The organism is Siminovitchia thermophila, assembly GCF_016909185.1.
Classification (GTDB): Bacteria; Bacillota; Bacilli; order Bacillales; family Bacillaceae_C; genus Siminovitchia; species Siminovitchia thermophila.
Window position 1 is genome coordinate 35,114 of sequence record NZ_JAFBFH010000017.1, and the last position, 20,891, is coordinate 56,004.

Annotated in this window: 15 protein-coding genes; 12 read left to right on the plus strand and 3 right to left on the minus strand. The window is 43.5% G+C overall.

Features of this window, described 5'->3' with window-relative positions; genetic code table 11:
- Positions 1 to 30: 30 nt before the first annotated feature.
- Positions 31 to 1,575, plus strand: coding sequence for a histidine ammonia-lyase (gene hutH / locus JOC94_RS12690; protein WP_205179498.1), 1,545 nt, complete (start codon positions 31 to 33; stop codon positions 1,573 to 1,575).
- Positions 1,576 to 1,735: 160 nt separating this feature from the next.
- On the opposite strand, the gene JOC94_RS12695 is transcribed toward hutH, so the two are convergent.
- On the minus strand, positions 1,736 to 2,605 hold the full coding sequence (locus JOC94_RS12695) for a MurR/RpiR family transcriptional regulator (protein WP_077109473.1): 870 nt from the start codon (positions 2,603 to 2,605) through the stop codon (positions 1,736 to 1,738).
- A 203-nt stretch (positions 2,606 to 2,808) separates the two neighbouring features.
- Here JOC94_RS12695 and JOC94_RS12700 point away from each other — a divergent pair, with 203 nt between their 5' ends.
- Positions 2,809 to 4,194: an aspartate aminotransferase family protein gene (locus tag JOC94_RS12700; protein WP_077109474.1), complete on the plus strand. Its 1,386-nt coding sequence runs from the start codon at positions 2,809 to 2,811 to the stop codon at positions 4,192 to 4,194.
- 245 nt (positions 4,195 to 4,439) lie between these two features.
- Here the strand turns inward: JOC94_RS12700 and aguA are convergent, their stop codons facing one another.
- Together aguA and JOC94_RS12710 are read right to left on the minus strand one after the other, a co-directional pair.
- Positions 4,440 to 5,537 (minus strand): agmatine deiminase, encoded by a 1,098-nt coding sequence (gene aguA, locus JOC94_RS12705; RefSeq protein ID WP_077109475.1) that lies wholly within the window; start codon positions 5,535 to 5,537, stop codon positions 4,440 to 4,442.
- Positions 5,538 to 5,818: 281 nt separating this feature from the next.
- On the minus strand, positions 5,819 to 7,204 hold the full coding sequence (locus JOC94_RS12710; RefSeq protein ID WP_205179502.1) for a sigma-54 interaction domain-containing protein: 1,386 nt from the start codon (positions 7,202 to 7,204) through the stop codon (positions 5,819 to 5,821).
- Positions 7,205 to 7,375: 171 nt separating this feature from the next.
- Here JOC94_RS12710 and JOC94_RS12715 point away from each other — a divergent pair, with 171 nt between their 5' ends.
- The 10 genes from JOC94_RS12715 to JOC94_RS12760 all read left to right on the plus strand — a co-directional run bounded on the left by JOC94_RS12715 (position 7,376) and on the right by JOC94_RS12760 (position 20,816).
- Positions 7,376 to 8,617, plus strand: a complete 1,242-nt coding sequence (locus JOC94_RS12715; RefSeq protein WP_077109477.1) for a Zn-dependent hydrolase — start codon at positions 7,376 to 7,378, stop codon at positions 8,615 to 8,617.
- A gap of 29 nt (positions 8,618 to 8,646) precedes the next feature.
- Positions 8,647 to 10,020, plus strand: coding sequence for an aminotransferase family protein (locus JOC94_RS12720; RefSeq protein WP_077109478.1), 1,374 nt, complete (start codon positions 8,647 to 8,649; stop codon positions 10,018 to 10,020).
- A 236-nt stretch (positions 10,021 to 10,256) separates the two neighbouring features.
- Positions 10,257 to 11,744: an aldehyde dehydrogenase family protein gene (locus JOC94_RS12725; RefSeq protein WP_205179531.1), complete on the plus strand. Its 1,488-nt coding sequence runs from the start codon at positions 10,257 to 10,259 to the stop codon at positions 11,742 to 11,744.
- 132 nt (positions 11,745 to 11,876) lie between these two features.
- Complete coding sequence (locus JOC94_RS12730) at positions 11,877 to 13,214, plus strand: APC family permease (protein ID WP_205179503.1); 1,338 nt, start codon at positions 11,877 to 11,879, stop codon at positions 13,212 to 13,214.
- A gap of 377 nt (positions 13,215 to 13,591) precedes the next feature.
- Complete coding sequence (nhaC, locus tag JOC94_RS12735) at positions 13,592 to 15,037, plus strand: Na+/H+ antiporter NhaC (RefSeq protein ID WP_205179505.1); 1,446 nt, start codon at positions 13,592 to 13,594, stop codon at positions 15,035 to 15,037.
- 8 nt (positions 15,038 to 15,045) lie between these two features.
- A complete protein-coding gene (locus JOC94_RS12740; protein ID WP_205179506.1) occupies positions 15,046 to 15,393 on the plus strand; it encodes a hypothetical protein in 348 nt (115 codons plus the stop codon).
- A 51-nt stretch (positions 15,394 to 15,444) separates the two neighbouring features.
- Positions 15,445 to 16,491 (plus strand): ABC transporter substrate-binding protein, encoded by a 1,047-nt coding sequence (locus tag JOC94_RS12745; protein WP_205179508.1) that lies wholly within the window; start codon positions 15,445 to 15,447, stop codon positions 16,489 to 16,491.
- Positions 16,492 to 16,530: 39 nt separating this feature from the next.
- Positions 16,531 to 17,808, plus strand: coding sequence for an NAD(P)/FAD-dependent oxidoreductase (locus JOC94_RS12750; RefSeq protein ID WP_205179510.1), 1,278 nt, complete (start codon positions 16,531 to 16,533; stop codon positions 17,806 to 17,808).
- 23 nt (positions 17,809 to 17,831) lie between these two features.
- On the plus strand, positions 17,832 to 18,914 hold the full coding sequence (locus JOC94_RS12755) for a C45 family autoproteolytic acyltransferase/hydolase (RefSeq protein ID WP_205179512.1): 1,083 nt from the start codon (positions 17,832 to 17,834) through the stop codon (positions 18,912 to 18,914).
- A gap of 330 nt (positions 18,915 to 19,244) precedes the next feature.
- Positions 19,245 to 20,816 (plus strand): bifunctional GNAT family N-acetyltransferase/carbon-nitrogen hydrolase family protein, encoded by a 1,572-nt coding sequence (locus JOC94_RS12760; RefSeq protein ID WP_205179514.1) that lies wholly within the window; start codon positions 19,245 to 19,247, stop codon positions 20,814 to 20,816.
- Positions 20,817 to 20,891: the final 75 nt, after the last annotated feature.

Genomic DNA, 20,891 nt, shown 5'->3' on the forward strand with positions numbered 1-20,891 from the left:
GTAATTTATGGACAGAAATGAGGTGGTCACGTGGCTAAAAACAATCAAATCGTATTAGGCGGCTCGCTATTAACACTCAAGGAAGTGGTTCAGATTGCGCGTTGCCATTACCAAGTGGGGATAAACCGCGACTCCAGAGAAAAAATTCATCACAGCCGACGATATGTTGAAAGTCTTTTGGAGGAAAAAAGGGTAGTATACGGGCTTACAACCGGTTTTGGAAAATTCAGTGACACTTACATCCCAAGCGAGATGGGAAAAGAATTGCAATTAAACCTGATTCGCAGTCATGCATGCGGTCTCGGTGAACCGCTTCCTGACGATGTCGTCAGGGCCGTTATTTTACTGAGAGTCAACGCCCTTTTACATGGACATTCCGGTATTCGCCTGGCGGTCTTGGAAACAATGGTTGAAATGCTTAATAAAGGGGTGACACCTGTCATACCAGAACAGGGTTCGCTCGGAGCAAGCGGGGATCTTGCACCACTGGCGCATTTGGCTTTAGTGTTAATGGGAGAAGGTGAAGCCAAGTATCGGGGTGAACAATTGAGTGGATTGGAAGCGCTTGCCAGAGCGGGAATATCTCCAGTCTCACTTGAAGCAAAAGAAGGATTGGCGTTAATTAATGGAACACAAGTCATGACGGCGATTGCGGCGCTTGCTTGTTGGGATGCGATCCAGCTTGCCAATTGGGCGGATTGTACTGCCGCTTTGACGGCTGATGTTCTTCGCGGAGTCAAGCAAGCATTTGAACCGGAAACTCATGAAATTCGCCCTCATTTAGGGCAACAGGAAGTGGCCAGGAACATGTTAAGATTGACGGCGGGAAGCCAGTTGATCACAAACCAGGGGGAGTTGAGGGTACAGGATGCTTATTCGATTCGGTGCGTTCCTCAAGTCCACGGTGCGTCAAGGGACGCTTTGCAGCATATACATGAAAAACTATTAATTGAAATGAATTCAGTTACAGATAATCCGCTTATTTTCGCGGATAAAGATAAAGTCATATCGGGCGGGAATTTTCATGGGCAGCCGATGGCCCTCATTATGGACTATCTGGCGATCGCGGTGGCGGAATTGGCCAATATCTCCGAGCGCAGAGTGGAAAGGCTTGTGAACCCCCAATTAAATGGAGATTTGCCCGGCTTTTTAACAAAGCGGGGCGGTATGAATTCAGGATTGATGATTGTTCAATATACTGCCGCGTCGATCGTATCAGAAAATAAGTCACTTGCCCATCCGGCAAGTGTCGACTCCATACCGAGTTCGGCCAATCAGGAGGATCATGTCAGTATGGGGACGATTGCCGCAAGAAAAGCGGCAAGCATCGTGAACAACAGCTATCGGGTCATCGCCATTGAACTGTTTTGTGGTGCGCGTGCCGCCGATTATCGAGGTTCTGAAAAACTGGGCAAAGGAACAAATCGGCTATATACGATTTGCCGGAGACATGTTCCTTTTATTGAGGACGATCATGTGATGTATCCTTATTTAAACAAAATAGTAGAACTTATGAAAGAAATGGAAATCACAGAGGAAATCGAACAATTGCTTCAAAAGGACTTGGGCGCTTAAGCGCACGAGCAAGTGATATAAGAAGAATATTCCAAGTTTAATTCAAACCCACGATGCTTTTTCTCGATAAAAGTTTTATGACTTTTTATTTGGTGAAATACGGAAAATACTTGAAATTAAAAAAATGAACTGCCTCCACTGTCAATGGGGGCAGTTCATTTTACGATTGATCTCCTCTTAGGTAAAAGACATTAAAGCGATCCCATGTAGCCTCCATTTGATCAAGACGGGATCTGGCTTCATCCATTCGTTCTTTTCCAACGCTAATAATGAGGGCGTTTATCAAGCTAAGCGGCGCCGTAAAGGAGTCGATGAAGGACGGCATTTGACTTGACGCAGTTAAGGGGATGTCCGCGTGTTGGATGAGCGGGGAGAGCAGGCTGTCCGTAATACAAATCGTTTTTGATCCTTTTTCCCTGGCAAAAGCGAGTGTTTGGATGGTGCTGTTCGTATAGCGCGGAAAGCTGATCCCGATAACGACGTCTTTTTCCCCCAAGTTGTACAATTGTTCCGAAAGGTTTTCTACAGACCTAACGATTTCGGACTTACCCAAAATAATATGCAAATAATATTGAAGAAATATCCCCAGGGCCGCAGCACTTCGATTGGCGGCAATATAAATGTTTTGCGCTTCTTCAAGTATATGAACCGCCTGATGAAATTTTCCAATATCTACTTGTTCAATGGTTGATTTAATATTTTCGATATCGTCGCGAAAAATATTATAAAACCATTGCTCTTGATCATTGTAAACATCTGCTGTCATTTTCAGTCTTTCAGTTGTCGTAAGCTGCTTTTGAATGGAATTTTGCATATGAGTTTGCATCTCCGAATAACCGGAATAACCCAAGAATGAGGCGAATCGAACAACCGTTGCTTCGCTGACATCTGCTTTTTTGGCAAGTGCCGCGACATTCAAAAATGGAACTACTGTCGTGTTCTCCAAAATATAATGGGCAATTTTTTTAAACGCTTTGCTCATTTCCGGCAGCTTGTTTGCCATATGACGGTAAATGTTTTGTGTTTTCATTTGTATCGTTCCCTTCTAAAGTGAAAGGGCAGTGTGGCTTACAGTATACATTAATGGAATACGGGCATTTTTGCAATAAATATTTTATTTTGTTTACATTTTGAAATAAATGATTCCAAATAGGCTTTTTAAGTGTATAATGAAATATATATTTCATAACATATAAAAAGTGAAAAAATAATTTCTTTGATGAGGTGCTATGAATGGCAATCAGTGAAAGAAAAAGTATAGGGTTAAGGCGGTTCATGGAAAAAACCCCCCGGTCCTTGGAGCTTTACAAAAAGACGCTGGATGTGATGCCAGGCGGGGCGACGGCTAATATTAAATTCTTTTCACCGTATCCGATCGCAATGGAAAAAGGCCGGGGCAGTTACTTGTATGATATTGATGGGAACGAATATATTGACTATTTGTTGTCTTACGGGGCGTTGATTTTAGGGCATGGCCATCCGGACATTATCGAAGCTGTGCATGTACAATTGGAAGAATCGGGTACTTATCTGTTTGGAGCACCCCACCGGCTTGAAATGGAAATGGGAGAAAAAGTAAAACAGCTTTATCCGAGCATGGAACGGCTAAGATATACGAATTCGGGGACAGAAGCTACTTTGCTCGCAATCCGTTTAGCATATGCTTATACCGGAAAAAATAAAATCGCCAAATTTGAAGGACATTACCATGGCGGTTATGACCAAGTACTCGTTAGTGTCAATCCTCCTGTACATGAGGCCGGGTCGGAAAGGCACCCACATCCGGTAGCCGAATCAAAAGGAGTCGACCCGTACCATGAAAAGCATACGATCATATTGCCATTTAATGATTTGGATGCGACTTATGACATTTTGAAAAAAAATCAACACGATCTCGCGGCAGTGATCATTGAACCTGTTCAAGGAGGGTTTATCCCAGCTACCCAAAGCTTCATGGACGGATTGAAAAAAATGACAGAAGAGATGGGCATACTTCTTATATTTGATGAAGTGAAAACCTGCTTCAGAATGGGGCTCGGGGGAGCGCAAGCCTACTACCAAATTACCCCTGACTTAACAACGCTCGGAAAAGCGGTTGGCGGTGGATATCCGATCGGGATAACCGGAGGAAGAAGAGATATTATGGAATTAAGCGCACCAACGGCGTCCGCAGATGTGTTTGACGTTAGCAAAAGCCGGCATTCCAGCGCCAAAGATGTATTATTTCACAGCGGCACTTATAACGGGCATCCGGCCATATTGGCCGCGGGATTAGCCACGATCCAAGTGTTGGAAAGGGAAATCTGGCATATTCAAGATATGGCGGCCAAATTGAAAGCGGGTATTGCAAAATTGTTTTCTGAACGAGGCGTTGGGATGCAGGTATTGGGGCTGGGTTCCATCTTTAATATTATTATTACGGAACAAGAGAGCATATCCAACTATCGCGACCTTCAAAAAGCGGACTTTGCCTTGAGAAGAGAGCTTGATTTCTTGCTTTTAGCCGAAGGGATTTATACAAAGCCTTTGAATCGCTATAGCATATCGGCCGCACATGGAGAAAAAGAAATCAGTAGGACATTGGAGGCTTTTGAAGGGGCGTTAGGGAAGCTTTGCTAGCCAGGGCCGAGAAAACGAAAAGAGAGAAGGGATGTGAACTGCCCCCTTTAAGTATTCAGGTTTTATTTTTTTACCTGTCTACTTACAGGGGAGCATATCAATGTGTTTTCCCGTTCTCTCTTTTTAAAGTCCCAGCTCAGGGAGCCATCGGCTAAGGTCGCAAATGAATAAGCAGCCTCCCCGCCACTTACTTGCCCCTGTTGCTTGAGGGCTATCGTATCGTGTCTTATGTGTTTCGCTCAGCTTTACGCTTTGGGTTGCTGCTGGGTAATGCAGTGAATATTGCCTCCGCCAAGAGAGACTTCACGTGTATTCACTGTAACGACCTTTCGATCCGGGTACATCTGTTTAAAAATATTTACCGCCTCTTCATCTTTCGGATCATCAAACGCCGGCAATACCACCCCGCCATTGCATAAATAGCAATTAATGTAAGTTGCAATAAATGTTGTATCGGCTGAGCGGTCATAAGCATCGGCGGCGAAATCAATTTCATTGCTTTCTGCTTTTGTAATGGTAATTTGCCGCGGCAGCGGAATTTTATAGATTTTCAGTTTTCGCCCTTTGGCGTCCACTTCCTCCTCAAGTTGTTTATAGGTTTTTTGAAGTACTTCATATTGCGGGTGTGCAGGATCATCGGTCCAACTGATGGCAACTTCTCCGGGCCGCACATAAAATAGTACTTCATCTACGTGTCCGTCGGTTTCGTCACCAACAAGACCTTCTTTGATCCAAATGATTTTTTCAATATTTAAATACTCTTTGAGTTTTTCCTCGACTTCTTCTTTTGACATACGTGGATTCCGGTTCGGGTTTAAAACGCATTGCTCTGTTGTAATGAGCGTACCTTCCCCGTCTACATGGATGGCGCCGCCTTCTAGTATGAAGTCTTTTGCGTCATAGCGATCAATTTGTTCAATTTCTAATACTTTCCTTTTTACAAGTTGATCTTGATCCCAGGGGAAGTACAGTCCTTCTTCCAAACCTCCCCAGGCATTGAATCCCCAATCCACGCCTCGCACTTCACCTTTGTCATTTTTGACAAAAGTGGGTCCTATATCACGCATCCAAGCATCATTAGATGATATTTCGACGACCCGTATTTGCTCGTCCAAAAGAGCGCGGGCATTTTCGAACTGTTCCGCTCTAACACACACCGTAACCGGTTCGAATTGTGAAATCGCTTTCGCCACCTCTGCAAAAGCTCGTTGTGCTGGCTTGGCTCCAGCTCTCCAAGTATCTGTTCTGACTGGCCAAAGCATCCATGTTCTTTCATGTTCCTCAAACTCGCCAGGCATTCTAAATCCATCTGTTCTGGGTGTACTGTTTATCGTACGTGCCATTACTATCCCCTCCATTTATGTTCACTGATATTATCATGCAACTTTTATGCCACTCGGGAAATTATCACTGTTTTGCTAAGCGCGATCTTGCCTATGCGGTTCCGGCAAGGTCGCTTCTCAGCTTTTTGAATAACCTCTTGCTTCATGGAGTTTTATGTCATGAGGAAAAAGGTTGCTTTTGAGGAGCAGCGTGCAAGGCCGCCTGGGGAGCCATGTTCTTGAAACATCTTACCGCAACGTACCTTCCCAATGGCGCCGTCTGCTCTACGTTATCCGGACAGTTACAATCCATATTTTTTTAACCGTCTTAAGTAGGAGGATTGCGTCAATCCCAAAGACTGAGCCGCCTTTCTCGTGGAAGGATATTTCATTTTCGCTTCTTCAATTAGTCTTTTCTCGATTTTTTCCAAATAATCTGGAAGGCTTTGATTATTTAATTTTCGGATCGAATGGTCCATGAACTCTTCATATAAAATTTTATCCGGCAGGTCGGATACCGTGATCGTGTCACCTTTTGCCGTTACAATTAAACGCTCAATCATATTTTCCAGCTCGCGGATATTTCCGGGCCAGCTATAATTTTGAAGGTATTCAAGCACCCCTTTGTCCAAGGATGATGTTTTCATATATGTATCATTAAATCGTTTTAAGTAATGATAAACCAATGGCGGGATGTCCTCTTTTCGTTCCCGAAGCGCCGGTATTTGGATGGAAATGACATTCAACCGGTAATACAAATCTTCACGGAATCGCTTTTCCTTAACCATTTTTGGCAGGTCCTGGTTGGTGGCTGCGATGATCCGGATATCGACTTTTTTTAGCTCCGTGCCGCCGACGGGGATAAACGATTTATCTTGAACCAATTGAAGTAACTTCGGCTGCAGGGACAAGGGGAGTTCTGCAATTTCATCCAAAAACAATGTCCCGCCATCCGCTTTTTCAACAAGCCCTTTTTTTCCGCTATGGCTTGCTCCGGTAAAAGCCCCTTTTTTATAGCCGAAAAGTTCTGATTCCAAAAGGTTTTCCGGAATGGCTCCACAGTTGATTTGGACAAAATTTTTATCTTTTCGCGTGCTATGTTTATGGATTTCACCGGCAATCAAGCTTTTGCCCACACCGGATTCACCCGTTAATAAAATGGTTGCGTCCACAGTGGCCACCCTATGCACCAAATCCAGCAATTCCTCGTTGCTCTTGCTGTTTCCGATGATGAGTTGGCTCGTTTTGTCCCGATGCTGATTTTTCTTCATCTCCTGAAGCTCTTCCCAATACTTTCGCATTAGGGCTTCCGCTTTTTCCAGCTTTAACGAGTTCTTCACCGTTTCGGTAATATCTTTTACTTGAACGAGAATGTACTCGGCATCGTCTTCTGTAATTTTTACAAGATAACCAGTCGCCAAAAACTGCCGGTCTTTGGAAGTTTGGACTTTTGTCACAGCTTCTTTTTGTTCCAATACGATTTTCGTTACGGAGGGAGTGAAAAAACCGTTGTTTTCCAAGTCATTGACATGTCTGCCTATGATTTTTGAACGGGGCGCGCCCATTTGTCTTGTACTTGTATCATTGCACCATAGTGCCACGCCATTTTTGTCAGCTATAAATATACCATCTTTTAAGTGATTGAATACGCGATGAAAATGTCGATCATTAAAAAAGTACTTTTTCATAAAAGCGCCTCCTGAATTCATCGAAAATTGATTCGCTTACGCATCGTTTTTATTCACTATCGGTGCAAATCTATTATATATGACTGGCTTTCTTAAAAAAAGGATTTATTTTTAAAGGGATTCCTTTTGGCACGCTTTTTGCATTGATAAATGTAAGTGGGGAGGATGCGTATGGAAAAGACATTATTGAAAGTGAACAGAGAGCGTTTGCTTGAAACAATAAAAATAAGCTCTTCCATCGGCTCATCCGCACATGGCGGTTTGCACCGTTTGGCACTGTCGGAAGCTGATAAGAACATGCGCGACATTTTTGTTGACTGGTTAAAAGCGGAAGGTCTTGCAGTAAGAATAGACGATTTTGGAAACATATATGGAAGAAGAAAAGGAAAAAAGGATAACGGTCCATCCGTTGCCATCGGATCCCACTTGGACACACAGCCTTGCGGCGGAAAATATGATGGCATCTTAGGTGTTTTAACCGCCTTGGAAGTGATTCGTGTTCTAAATGAAAACGATATCGAAACGGAATATCCTGTTGAAATTATTAATTTTACGAATGAAGAAGGAGCGCGTTTTGCGCCTCCGATGCTTGGTTCCGGCGGAATTACCGGGAATTTTACAAAAGACTTTATTTACCACATTAAAGACGATGAAGGAATTTCGTTTGAACAGGCTTTAAAAGATATTGGTTATATGGGAGATTCCGAGAATCGGTTAAAAAACATCAAAAATTTTATTGAACTGCATATTGAACAGGGCCCAATTTTACATGAACAAGAAAAAACAATTGGTGTTGTGCAGGGAATACAGGGCAATGACTGGTACACGGTGAAGGTAGCGGGAAAGACGAACCATGCGGGTCCGACTCCGATGGAAAACAGGCAGGACGCACTTGTGGCTGCTTCGAAAATGATTGTAAAGGTGAACGAGATTGCAAATGACATCAAAGGCTTAAAAACAACCGTCGGAAAAATGGATGTGACCCCTAACGTCACGAATGTTATTCCCGGCGAGGTAGTTTTTACGATTGATATTCGCCATGAGGACAACGAATTGAGGTCCCATGCTTTCGAAAGATTAAAAGAGCAACTCAGTGCCATTGCGTTAATAAGTAAAGTGGAGTTAACGATTACAACCGATTGGAATTCAGAGACGACCTTATTTGCGCCGGTTGTCAAAGATGCCGTCAAAGAGGCGGTAACTGAATTAGGTTATTCATCCATGGAACTGTTCAGCGGCCCGGGCCACGATGCGAAATATATGGCAGAAGTGGCGGATACAGGCATGATTTTTGTCCCCAGTGTTGACGGAATCAGCCATAATGAGCAGGAGCTGACATTGGATGATGATATTGAAAAAGGGGCAAATGTCCTTTTATATGTTGTTCAGAAGCTGGCAGGCACTAAGAAATAAAGAAAATTTAAAATAAGGAGAGATTTTACATGAGCCAACAAACTGAAACATTATTTAATGAGTTGTCATCACTTGACAAAAAGCACATTCTTCATCCGTCCACCAATCCAAAGTTGCAGTCAGAAACCGGTCCGAAATTGATTTTTACAAGTGGCGAGGGCATCTACTTAAAAGACATGCGAGGCAAAACATACATTGACGGGGTTTCCATGCTGTGGAACGTGAACCTGGGCCATGGTGTGAAGGAATTGGCCGAAGCATCATATGAACAAATGATAAAAGCCGCCTACACTACCACTTTCTACGGTTATTCGAATGAAGCGTCCGTGCGCTTGGCCGAAAAGATTGCCGAAGTTTCGCCCGGCGACTTAAATACGATTTTCTATACTTCCGGCGGCTCTGAGTCCAATGATACTGCATTTAAATTGTCACGATTTTACTGGGATTTAAAAGGCAAAAAAGACAAGAAAATCATTATTTCTTTGAAAAGAGGCTATCACGGTGTTACGGTTGCGACGCAAAGAGCGACTGGCATCGAGGCTTACCGTGAATTTTCCGGATCAAAGGACCCTAATATTGTAAACGCGAAGCCGCATTTGACTGAATGTGAGCTCGGAGATAAGAGTCATCCTGAATATGAAGGTTCCATCAGAAGCATCATTGAAAAAGAGGGCGCTGATAAAATTGCGGCTGTCATCGTAGAGCCGATTCAAGGTGCCGGAGGAGTCCACGTGCCGCCTGAAGGTTATTTACAAGCTGTTCGCAAGCTTTGTGACGAATTCAATATTCATATGATTGCTGACGAAGTCATCTGCGGATTCGGAAGAACAGGAAAAATGTTCGGTGTGGACCATTGGGACGTCGTTCCTGACTTCATGTCGATCGCAAAAGGGATGACAAGCGGATATGCGCAACTTGGTGGAGTGCTCATGACAGAAGAAATCAGAGACGCATTCAACACATTCGACGGAATGCTCGCGCATGGATTTACGTACAGCGGACATCCTACAGCATGTGCTGTCGGGTTGAAAAACATCGAAATTCTCGAACGGGACGGCCTGATTGAAAACGCAAGAGTCATGGGAGATGAGTTGAAAAAAGGGCTCGACTATTTGGAAGACAAATATGCATTTGTCGGAAACACGAGATCTAGAGGTCTTCTTGCCGGATTCGATTTGATGGAAGATCCAGAAGCGGGAAAACCGTTTGCCGGATCGATCAAAGCTGCCGCGACTGTTGTGGAAGAGTCCTATAAACGTGAACTGTTAATCAGACCATTTGATTTCACGCCTGGCATGAACATCGTGGCGATTGCACCGCCGCTCATCGTACAAAAAGACGAAGTGGAAAAGATCATTGCCATTGTCGATGATGCAATCGGCGCCTTCGCAAAAACGATTTAAGAAGAAAAGCGGAAGCGCTCGACCAGCGACGTACGGACTGGAGAGCCTCAGACGAGATAAAGGAAACACGGCGACGAAGGAGCCGATGTTGACTTATCGTAGGAGGAGGCTCGAAGTCAGCTAGTCGCTGAGCGCTGAAGCTGGACAAAAAGAAAAGCGTAAGCGCTCGACTACCGATGTACTAGAATCATTGCTGGACCAACCAGCCACTTTTTCCAAGTGAGGGGATGAAAATGATGAAAACTGGTGAAACTTTGAAACTTCATCCAAAAGTTAGAGATTTTTTAAAGGAAGAAAAGAAGAAACTATTTATCGATGGCGGCTGGCATGAATCGGCGGATGGCCAAACGTTTGAAACAATTAACCCTGCAACAGGGGAAGTGTTGGCTCACGTCCATGAAGCCCGTGAAAAAGATATTGATAGAGCGGTTGAGGCTGCTGTAAAAGCATTCGAAGAAGGAAGCTGGTCGAAAATCAGCGCATCGGATCGTTCTAAATTGATGCATAAATTGGCTGATTTAATGGAAAGGGATTTTGAAATCCTCGCCCAGTTGGACACATTGGATAATGGTAAACCGATTCAGGAGATGAGAAACGCCGATTTGCCTGGAGCGATTGATCAGCTCAGGTATTTTGCGGGCTGGGCGACGAAAATGACCGGTCAAACGATTCCGGTTTCCAAATCATTTTTTAATTATACCCGCCATGAGCCAGTGGGTGTGGTCGGCCAGATTATTCCGTGGAATTTTCCGATTATGATGGCATTGTGGAAAATTGCTCCGGCGCTTGCGACGGGTTGTACGATCATCTTGAAACCGGCGGAACAGACGCCGCTATCGGCGCTTTATTTGGGCAAACTTATTGAGGAAGCGGAATTTCCAAAGGGCGTTATCAATATCGTTCCTGGATTTGGAAAGTCAGCAGGCGATGCGCTGGTTAAGCATCCAAAGGTGAACAAGATTGCTTTCACTGGCTCTACCGGTGTTGGCAAGGCGATTATGAAAGAGGCCGCGAACACAATGAAGCGTGTAACACTTGAGCTTGGCGGCAAATCGCCGAACATCATCTTGCCTGATGCCGATTTGGATAAAGCGATCCCTGGGGTATTCAGCGGAATTATGGCCAATCAGGGGGAGGTATGCTGTGCCGGTTCAAGAGCATACATTCCTGAGCATATGTACGATGAGGTCATGGCAAGGCTTGCCGATTATGCTAAAAATGTAAAGTTGGGAAATGGTTTGTCAGAAGATACAGAAATGGGTCCGCTTGTTTCTAAAAGGCAGCAAGACATCGTCACTTCTTATATTCAAAAAGGCATTGAAGAAGGGGCCAATCTTTTGGCCGGCGGAGAAACATTCGATAAAGGCTATTTCGTTGCCCCGACTGTTTTTTCTCAAGTTGAAGAGCATATGACAATTGCGCAGGAAGAAATTTTTGGGCCTGTCGTCGCTTGTATGCCATATAAAACAATTGATGAAGTGATTGAACGGGCGAATAACAGCCCTTACGGACTTGGAGCGGGATTGTGGACGGAAAACCTGAAAAATGCCCACGTTGTAGCCGATAAATTAAAGGCAGGGTCGGTTTGGGTCAACTGCTACAATCTTACAAACGCGGCCGTTCCGTTTGGAGGTTATAAGCAGTCTGGTATTGGACGTGAAATGGGCTCTTATGCGCTAGAAAATTATACAGAAGTGAAAAGTGTGTGGATTAACTTAGAATAACGGGATTTGGCCTGGCAACTTTCGCCAGGCAAGACTCCCGTGCCAAAAGCGGGGAATTGCCCACATCGTGAAAACGCATTCGCGTCGTGTCGCCCTTCTCTAGACATAAAACTTGCGAGGTATGAAACTTGTATGGAACAAACCAATCAAATTGAAAGAAAACTAAAGTTAATGCATGTTGTTGCCATAGGACTTGCGTACATGTCACCAATGGCGGTGTTTGATACATTCGGCATCGCTTCCGATATATCCTCCGGCCATGTGCCAGCCGCCTATATCGTTGTATTTGTTGCCATTTTGTTCACGGCGCTCAGTTATGGAAAGCTTGTCAGGCAATTTCCCAGCGCGGGCTCTGTCTATACGTATACGAGAAATGTGATCAATCCTTATTTGGGTGTTATTGTTGGTTGGGTCACATTTATTGCCTATATAGCGCTTCCGATGATTAATGCTTTGCTTGCTGATATTTATTTATCAGCCGGATTTCCGGAAGTTCCAGGTTGGCTTTGGGTTGTTGGCCTGATCGCTATCATCACCTTCTTAAATATTTTCGGTGTAAAAATTGCTGCTTCGGTCAATATGCTTCTTGTTATTTTCCAGGCGTTGGTTGGGGTGATCTTTGCGTACCTTACGATTCGTTCAATCGTGAAAGGGCCGGAGAGTTTTATCCCGATCGGTGACATTTTCCCTTCCGGGGGTGAGGTGCCAGAATTATTTGGGGCGGCAGCATTATTGGCTCTCTCGTTTATCGGGTTTGATGCAATCACAACCTTGTCGGAAGATACAATAAATCCGAAAAAGACCATTCCGAAAGCGATTCTTCTCGTAGCTGGAATTGGCGGCGTTTTCTTTTTCACTGTCACTTATTTTATGCAGTCTCTGTTTCCTGACGTTTCCATTTTTAAGGATATTGAAGGAGCTTCCCCAGAAATTGCCGTGATCATTGGTGGAAATTTATTTTTGTCCTTTTTCTTGTCGGGAGCATTGTTCTCTGTCTTTGCTTCGGGTTTAGCCGCACAGCTTAGTGCATCAAGACTTCTTTATGCGATGGGAAGGGACGGGGTGCTTCCGAAGCGCTTTTTTGGATACTTGCATCCGAAATTTAATTCTCCTGTGGCTAACATTCTGCTTATCGGAGTTTTGTCTACTTCGGCCATTTTCCTTAGCTTAGAAGCGGCTACTTCTCTGATCAATGTCGGGGCGTTTACGGCGTTTTCATTCGTGAACCTTTGTGTGATCATTTCTTTTTTCAAACACAAAGGTCCTCGTTCATTTGGTTTTACTGTAAGTAGTCTTCTTTTTCCACTCATCGGCTTGGCATTTGTTGTTTACCTATGGATCAGTCTTGATATCTTTTCCATTATAGCAGGCCTTATATGGGCGCTGTTGGGAACCATTTACTTAGCGTTTACGACGAATTTCTTTAAAAAGGAGCCTCCTCAGATTGCTTTTGATGAATTGGAAGCCTAGTTCTCTCTCATGACTTGTCTATGATAGCTGGGTGATAATGGGGAAAGCTGAACAGTAGCGGGAAGCAAAAAATGAACAGGTATTCGTGAAGGAACTTTCAATATAAAGGTAGAGTAAAGTTGTATATGAACGGCCCGATGCATAAAACGGTTTTTTGAATGTGGCGCTTTTTATAAATCAAGCCTGAGTCCAAAATAGGGGTTCAGGCTTATTTTCGGTTGCGTCTGCCAAAAATCATGCAAAAAAGAAAAGGTTATGCAATGGTGAATACAACAGCTTCATTTTGCTGATGTAAACGTTGCTAATTAGCGTTCACAAGCTTGGCATAAAAATTGCAATCAAATATGATAGCGCTTTATCCATCAGGAGGTTACTAAATGAAGACATATAATGAAGAAAAATCAACAGTAAAAACACCCACTTTATTTGTTGCGCTTATTCCCATTGCATTCATGATAATAGCCCTGTTTGTCGGGATATTTATTTACGAGGCCGATCCGCATATTCCCCTTTTGCTTAGTGCGGGTGTCGCTTCCATCGTCGCTTTGGGGCTCGGTTATAAGTGGAAGGATATTGAAAATGGCATGCTTGATGCTGTCAGAATGGCTCTTCAAGCTATTGTGATCTTAATGGTTATCGGAGCCATTATCGGGTCATGGATTGCTGGCGGTATTGTTCCCACGATGATTTATTACGGTCTTGATATTTTGGCTCCGGGTTATTTTCTTGTTGCCGCTTGCGCCATTTCCTGTATTGTATCCATTGCATCAGGCAATGCTTGGACTGCCGCCGGGACGATTGGAATCGCCATTATGGGAATCGGCCACGGTCTCGGAATGAATCCGGCAATGGTCGCGGGAGCAGTCATCTCAGGTGTATATTTTGGCGATAAAATTTCCCCGTTATCCGAAACAACGAATTTGGCTCCGGGGATTGTCGGAGCGGAGCTATTTGAACATATTAGGCATATGCTTTATACGACTGTACCGGCTCTTGTCATTTCACTCATTATTTATGCGGTTATGGGCTTGAAATTTGCCGGAAAGGGTTCCAAGATTTCCGAGGTTGGTCTTCTTCAATCCCAACTCGCGGACATATTCACGATTTCCCCGTGGTTATTGCTCGGACCGGTATTCATTATTTTTATGATGATCATGAAAATCCCTGCTTTGCCTGGATTGACGATAGGCGCGCTGATCGGAACATTTTGTGCCATAGTTGTCCAAAAGGTGCCTGTAGGCGATGCCATCGGCATTTTGTATTACGGCTATTCTATTGAAACGAATATCAAAGTAGTAGACACTCTTCTCAATAACGGCGGTATTGAATCTGTTTTGTATACGGTTTCACTTATCATTATTGCGATGTGTTTCGGAGGTGTCCTTGAAAAAACAAAGATATTCGAAACAATTGTTCATAGTTTACTAAAATTGGCGAAGAAAACGGGAAGTTTAATTGCGACAACTGTCGCAACATGTATTTCCGCCAATATTGTCGGATGTGATCAATACTTGTCAATCATCGTGCCGGGGCGCATGTATGCAGCAGAATATGAGAAAAGGGGATTGAAATCCAAAAATTTATCGAGGACACTTGAAGATGCGGGAACAATGACTTCTCCGCTCGTTCCTTGGAATACGTGTGGCGCTTTTATGGCAACGACATTAGGAGTCGCGACATTGAGTTATTTGCCATTTGCGTTTTTATGTTTGCTTAGTCCGCTTATTGCCATCCTATATGGAATGATCGGATTCAAAATTGAATATAAAGATGAGGTTGCAGCAAAGAAAGCTCTTAAAAGTAAAGCAAATGCCGCAGGCTAAAAACGATCATGCCGGAAAGAAGCGACTTTTTCGGCATGTTGGCACAAGAAGAAATGAAAGCGATTACGAAAAGTCGGCTAGATAAACGTATAATAGAAAAAGCGATAGGAGAGACGGAAATGGAAGAGATGATTGTAAGTCCCTGCGAAGGCATGTTAAAAAAGATTCAGATTCACCAAGAAGATGACTTGCAGCGGTGTTCAACCATTTTTCAAATCAAAAAAACAGATGGCAGTATATATGAACTAATCAAGTCCTATCGGGGAAAGTTATTGTCGGTTGAGGTGAAGGAAGGAGATGAAATCCTGAAAGGAATGGTGCTCGCGTATGTGGAAGAGCTTGCCATTGATATGTAAATGGCCCGTTGGTTAAATTTTCAAATAACATTAAAAGGGGGCAGGTTTTGGATGAGAAAAAAGCTTGGCATGTTAATGATTGTGGCTATACTTGCGTTGTTTATTGCCACTGGATGCGGGGGAGGAAGTACGGGGGGAAAAGAAGAGAATGTCGTCAATGTTTTAAATTGGTCCGAATATTTGCCTGAAAACCTCATTCAGCAATTTGAAGAAGAAACAGGGATTAAAGTGAACTACAGCACGATTTCTTCCAATGAAGAGCTGTTAGCGAAATTAAATGTCGGAAATGCCACCTATGATTTGGCAGTGCCATCCACGTATTTTATTGAAGTATTAATCAATGAAGGAAAACTGGAGAAGATAAATAAGGAAAATATTCCAAATTTAAAAAACATTGATGAAAAGTTTTTGGGGTGGGATTTTGACCCAAATGACGATTACTCGGTTCCGTATATGTGGGGAACGGAAGTGATTGCCTATAACGAAGATTTGGTAGATATTGAGATTGATGAATATAAAGACTTGTTTGATCCGTCGTTAAAAGACAGCCTTGTCGTATTGGATGACCCGCGTACGATGCTTGGCGCCATGCTTGAAATGCTTGGATATTCCACAAATAGCACCAGTGAAGAGGAAATCATGAAAGCCGGGGAGGAATTAAGAAAATTAATGCCAAATATAAAGGCATTTGACAGTGACAGCCCGAAAAACTTGCTCGTCAGTGGCGAAGTAAAAGCGGGTATCGTGTATGGAGCAGAAGCGGCTTTGGCCATGAGGGAAAACCCGAGCATTAAAGCCGTTATTCCCAAAGATTTCTTAAGCTTATGGCAAGACAACTTTGTTATTCCCAAAGATGCCCCCAATAAAGAAAATGCGGAAAAATTCATTGACTTCATACTTCGTCCGGAAATAAGCAAAGAAATCACGATGGACTACCCGTACCATAACCCGAACAAAGCTGCCTTGGAATTATTGCCGGAAGATGTCCGAAAAGAGTTGGAGTTATCCGATGAAGACTATGAAAGGGGCCTCCACGCAGTAGATGTGGGGCAAGCCATTCAATACTATGACAGGGCATGGTCGGAAGTAAAACAATAAAATGAAATGATCGATTCATACTGTTGAAGGAGTGGAACCATGAGTGATCTATCATTATGGCATGCGACAGCAAACAAACATCCAAAAAGACCTTCACTGGAAGGAGAGAAAACATGTGATGTTGTCATTATCGGCGGCGGCTTTACCGGGCTTTCCGTCGCATATCATTTACAGCAAAGAAATGTAAAAACGATCGTATTGGAAGCTCAGTCTGTTGGCTGGGGCGCAAGTGGAAGAAATGGCGGGGAAGTACTAATCGGTTATGTGGAGCCGATGAGCGCGCTTGCCAAAAAGTATGGCAGAGAGACTGCCAAACAGATGTTTCAAATGTCGATGGATTGCGTGGATGTAATTGCAAATATTATAGAAAAAGAAAATATCCAATGTGATTTTTTCAGAAACGGCAATATGTTGACAGCTTACAAGCCGTCCCATTTGGATTCGCTAAAAAAAGAACAGGAATTTTTGTATGATGAATATCATTTTGAAACAAAAGTGATCGAAAAGGAAGACATGCATACGGAAATGGAGTCAACCTATTACCATGGCGCACACATCGACGATAAAAGCGCGATTTTCCACCCGTTAAATTACTGTCTTGGATTGGCGGACGCTGTGGAAAAATATGGCGGAACCATTTATGAAAACTCCGAGGCTATGAAAATAGAACATCCGTCAAAAGACGAGGTGGTCGTCAAAACGCGCAATGGCTCTGTCAAAGCGAAGCACATTGGTATTTTTGTCAATGCCTATACGACAGACCTGCATAAGCTGATCAAAAGGGCCATTGTACCCGTAGAAAGTATCGTACTGGCAACAGAAAGGCTGCCGGAAGAGCTGTGCAAGCGGCTGATTGTCAATAATCGGGCGGCCTGTGATACGAAAAATTTGCTGTATTATTATCGCTTATCGGCTGATCACCGGATGGTCTTTGGCGGTTCCGGCCGCACAACGAGCAAACGTGATGCGAAACGCCTGTTTATTCATTTGCAAAAAGGAATGACAGAGGTATTTCCCGCATTAAAAGACGCGAAAGTGGAGTATACATGGAGCGGAAAAGTAGGATTTACGATTGAAAAAATACCTTACATCGGGCAACTCGATGACGGTACTCATTTTGCTTTCGGGTATGCCGGACACGGAGCGGCCATGTCCACCTTACTCGGGAAAATAGTTGCTGCAAATATTGTAAATGAAGGAGATAAAAACAACCCTTTGGACCGTTCAAACTTAAAGCCGATTCCTTTTCACAGCCATAATGCAAAAGGTCTCGGCATTATGAAATATTACTTTAAAATAAAGGATTACATTTCATAATTGTGTGAGAAAGGAAGACTGTCATGATCAAACAATTGGATTTAGAAGGAACACCAAGAGAAATAGGGGAAAAACATGGGCGTGAAGGGAAAGAACAAATCCAAATCAGCTTGGGCACTTATGAAAAATTGTTTTACGGATACCATCGTATCGGTTGGAAAGAAGCGAGAGAGCGGGCGCTTGTCCATCTAAAAGCGATTGAAGATTACGATCCCGGCTTCCTCGAAGAAATGGAGGGGGTGGCGGCGGGCGCCGGAGTGGATTTTGAAGATATACTGGCGTTGAATGCTCGCAGTGAAATCGCGCTTACCGGCAGAAAGGATCAGATTTTTTCTGATGGCTGCACGTCCATTGCCGTGACTCCGCCCGCTTCAGATGAGACGATTATTGGACAAAACTGGGATTGGAAAGGGAGTCAAAAGGCGAGCCTGTTGCTGCTTCGCATAAAACAAAAAGGAAAACCTGATATAACAATGGTAACCGAAGGCGGCATCATTGGAAAAATAGGATGGAATTCAGCGGGGCTTGCTGTTTGCCTCAATGCATTGATCACTGATAAAAAATCGGATGAAGTACCGATTCACCTTGGGTTGCGAGCTGTACTCAACTCTTTCTCTTATCACGAAGCGATTGCCAAGGTGAAGGACGGTCAAATGGCTTCTGCAGCCAACTTTTTGCTTGCCATTCAAGAAAACGGACGTGGTTCGATGGCGGCCAATATCGAGGTGTCAACGTTTGGAATAGACATGATGGGGGCCCCTGACGGAGCCATTGTTCATTCAAACCATATTTGCTCGCCCTCCTTGTTGCGTAACTTGAAGGATTTGAATGAATTTAAATACACCGACTCTGTTATCCGGAAAAACCGTGCTGAGCAACTGATTCGCACCGCCCTTGCGAAAGGAAGGGCAATTGATGAGGAGAGCTTTAAAGAATGGCTTTCCGATCAATTTAATTATCCGAATTCTATTAATCATTTTCCTAACGAAAATGCGCCCGAGCATAGGCGTACCGAAACCGTATTTTCAATCATCATGAATTTATCGAAACGGAGAACATGGCTGTGCATCGGCAATCCGACACCGGAAAAGTACGAGGAACTATAAATGACTCTTGATGATCCAATAGTGGATACGTGCCATTCGTTAGAATGCAATTTTTGCAGGCCTGAATCCATCAACACCAAATTTGATCAGAAGGGAAAAGAGATATCAATTAGTAAAATCCGGTACCCAATCTATTTGGAACTTGGTACTGCTGAGACTGGGACAGAACCCTATAAAAATGAATAAACCGCATGGAATCAAGTTTAAAAACCTTGATTTCACGGGTTTTATTCTCACGACTTTTACGAATTTTAATCAGCTTTCAACTTATGTCCCAGCCCCATCTTGTAAATAAAATCATGAAAAATAAGAAAGGAAGCGGGAAGCACCATGAGTGAGACGGACACTTCTATAAAACATAAACAAATCGTCATAAGAAATATTCGTCAAAAAGACATTCCGGAGGTCGTAAAAGTAGCCAACCTCAGCTTTGGCATTCCCGATGTCGCTTTTGAACCGGAACACTATGAAAGTCACATCCGAATATTCCCGGAAGGGCAGTTTTGTGTCGAATATGGTGGGAAGATTGTGGGCGCGTGTTCAAGCGTTATTGTCAATTTTGCCGAGTATGGCGAGGAACATACTTTTGATGATATTTCAGATGATGGATATATCCGTAATCACAACCCGAAAGGCGGCCATTTATACGGGTTGGATGTTGTCGTTCATCCCGATTACCGGAAGCTGAAAATTGGACGCCGCTTGTATGAAGCGCGTCGTCAGTTGTGCCGCCGTCTCAATTTGAAAGGCATCATAATTGGCGGCAGAATGCCCAATTATCATCAATATGCTCATGAATTGACGCCGGAACAATATGTGCATGAAGTCATTAAGAAAAAAATCTACGATCCTGTCATTACATTCCAAACAATGAATGGATTTACGTTTAAAAAAGTCTTGCCCAACTATTTAACAGGTGATGAAGCATCTCTTAAAAATGCCACATTAATGGAATGGATCAATGAAGACTACGTTCCATCCTCTGACAAAGACTACCGACATTCTTTACCTGTCCGCATCACGACCGTTCAACACGACATGAAGAAAATCAGTTCTTTTTCTGATTTTGCCACACAATGTGAACATTACGTCCGCAACAGTTCTAAATTCCGCTCGGATTTTATTGTATTTCCGGAAGCGGTTACCATGCAATTGGCCTCTTTTTTAGAGGAAAGATTTCCAAGCGGCCAAGCGCAAAAAGCGGCTTCTTACACAAATGAATACATGAATCTATTTTCCGATTTAGCCTTAAAATATAGCATCAACATTATTGCCGGCTCTCACTATGTCCAAGAAAACAACGAACTGTATAGTGTTGCTTTCCTTTTTAATAGAGACGGAACGATGGATAAGCAGTATAAACTGCATATTCCCTCAGAAGAAGAAAAGTGGTTTGGGATACAGCCGGGGACCGAGTTGAAAGTATTGGATACCGAATGCGGTAAGATAGCCATCTTGATCGGTTACGATATTCAGTTTCCCGAGTTAGCCCGTCTGGCAGTTGATAAAGGTGCCCAAATTATTTTTACCCCGTTTACTGCTGAAAACGAGCATGACTTTTTAAGAATACACTATTGCGCGCGCGCCAGAGCTGTTGAAAATCAGGTGTTTGTGGTGACATCAGGTTCTGTTGGGCATTTAAGCCATGTCACGCTGACAGATTCCCGCTACGGAAGGTCGGAAATCTTTTCTCCAATTGATTTTTCCTTTCCGGGGGATGGAGTCATCGCAAAAGGCCACTCGAACGTGGAAGCACTCGTAACCGGTGAAGTGGAGCTTGAAGCGCTGCGACGAATTCGGCTAGCCGGTTCAGTAACGCCTTTGAAAGACAGGAGACAATATGGGTTCTCGAAAGTGAATGCGTTCACGCCCCATGATGAGTCAGAACGGCCGAGCGAGTGACTGGCCGCAGCTTCATCTATAAAACCTGAAAGTAGGTGGCGTTATTGACTTTTATAGGAACAATTATTTTGATTT

What these genes read in the sequence shown, in the direction of transcription:
- JOC94_RS12695 (WP_077109473.1), bottom strand. Translation starts at nt 2,605, where the DNA reads ATGAAAACACAAAACATTTACCGTCATATGGCAAACAAGCTGCCGGAA.
- JOC94_RS12700 (WP_077109474.1), top strand. Translation starts at nt 2,809, where the DNA reads ATGGCAATCAGTGAAAGAAAAAGTATAGGGTTAAGGCGGTTCATGGAA.
- aguA (WP_077109475.1), bottom strand. Translation starts at nt 5,537, where the DNA reads ATGGCACGTACGATAAACAGTACACCCAGAACAGATGGATTTAGAATG.
- JOC94_RS12710 (WP_205179502.1), bottom strand. Translation starts at nt 7,204, where the DNA reads ATGAAAAAGTACTTTTTTAATGATCGACATTTTCATCGCGTATTCAAT.
- JOC94_RS12715 (WP_077109477.1), top strand. Translation starts at nt 7,376, where the DNA reads ATGGAAAAGACATTATTGAAAGTGAACAGAGAGCGTTTGCTTGAAACA.
- JOC94_RS12720 (WP_077109478.1), top strand. Translation starts at nt 8,647, where the DNA reads ATGAGCCAACAAACTGAAACATTATTTAATGAGTTGTCATCACTTGAC.
- JOC94_RS12725 (WP_205179531.1), top strand. Translation starts at nt 10,257, where the DNA reads ATGAAAACTGGTGAAACTTTGAAACTTCATCCAAAAGTTAGAGATTTT.
- JOC94_RS12730 (WP_205179503.1), top strand. Translation starts at nt 11,877, where the DNA reads ATGGAACAAACCAATCAAATTGAAAGAAAACTAAAGTTAATGCATGTT.
- nhaC (WP_205179505.1), top strand. Translation starts at nt 13,592, where the DNA reads ATGAAGACATATAATGAAGAAAAATCAACAGTAAAAACACCCACTTTA.
- JOC94_RS12740 (WP_205179506.1), top strand. Translation starts at nt 15,046, where the DNA reads ATGCCGGAAAGAAGCGACTTTTTCGGCATGTTGGCACAAGAAGAAATG.
- JOC94_RS12745 (WP_205179508.1), top strand. Translation starts at nt 15,445, where the DNA reads ATGAGAAAAAAGCTTGGCATGTTAATGATTGTGGCTATACTTGCGTTG.
- JOC94_RS12750 (WP_205179510.1), top strand. Translation starts at nt 16,531, where the DNA reads ATGAGTGATCTATCATTATGGCATGCGACAGCAAACAAACATCCAAAA.
- JOC94_RS12755 (WP_205179512.1), top strand. Translation starts at nt 17,832, where the DNA reads ATGATCAAACAATTGGATTTAGAAGGAACACCAAGAGAAATAGGGGAA.
- JOC94_RS12760 (WP_205179514.1), top strand. Translation starts at nt 19,245, where the DNA reads ATGAGTGAGACGGACACTTCTATAAAACATAAACAAATCGTCATAAGA.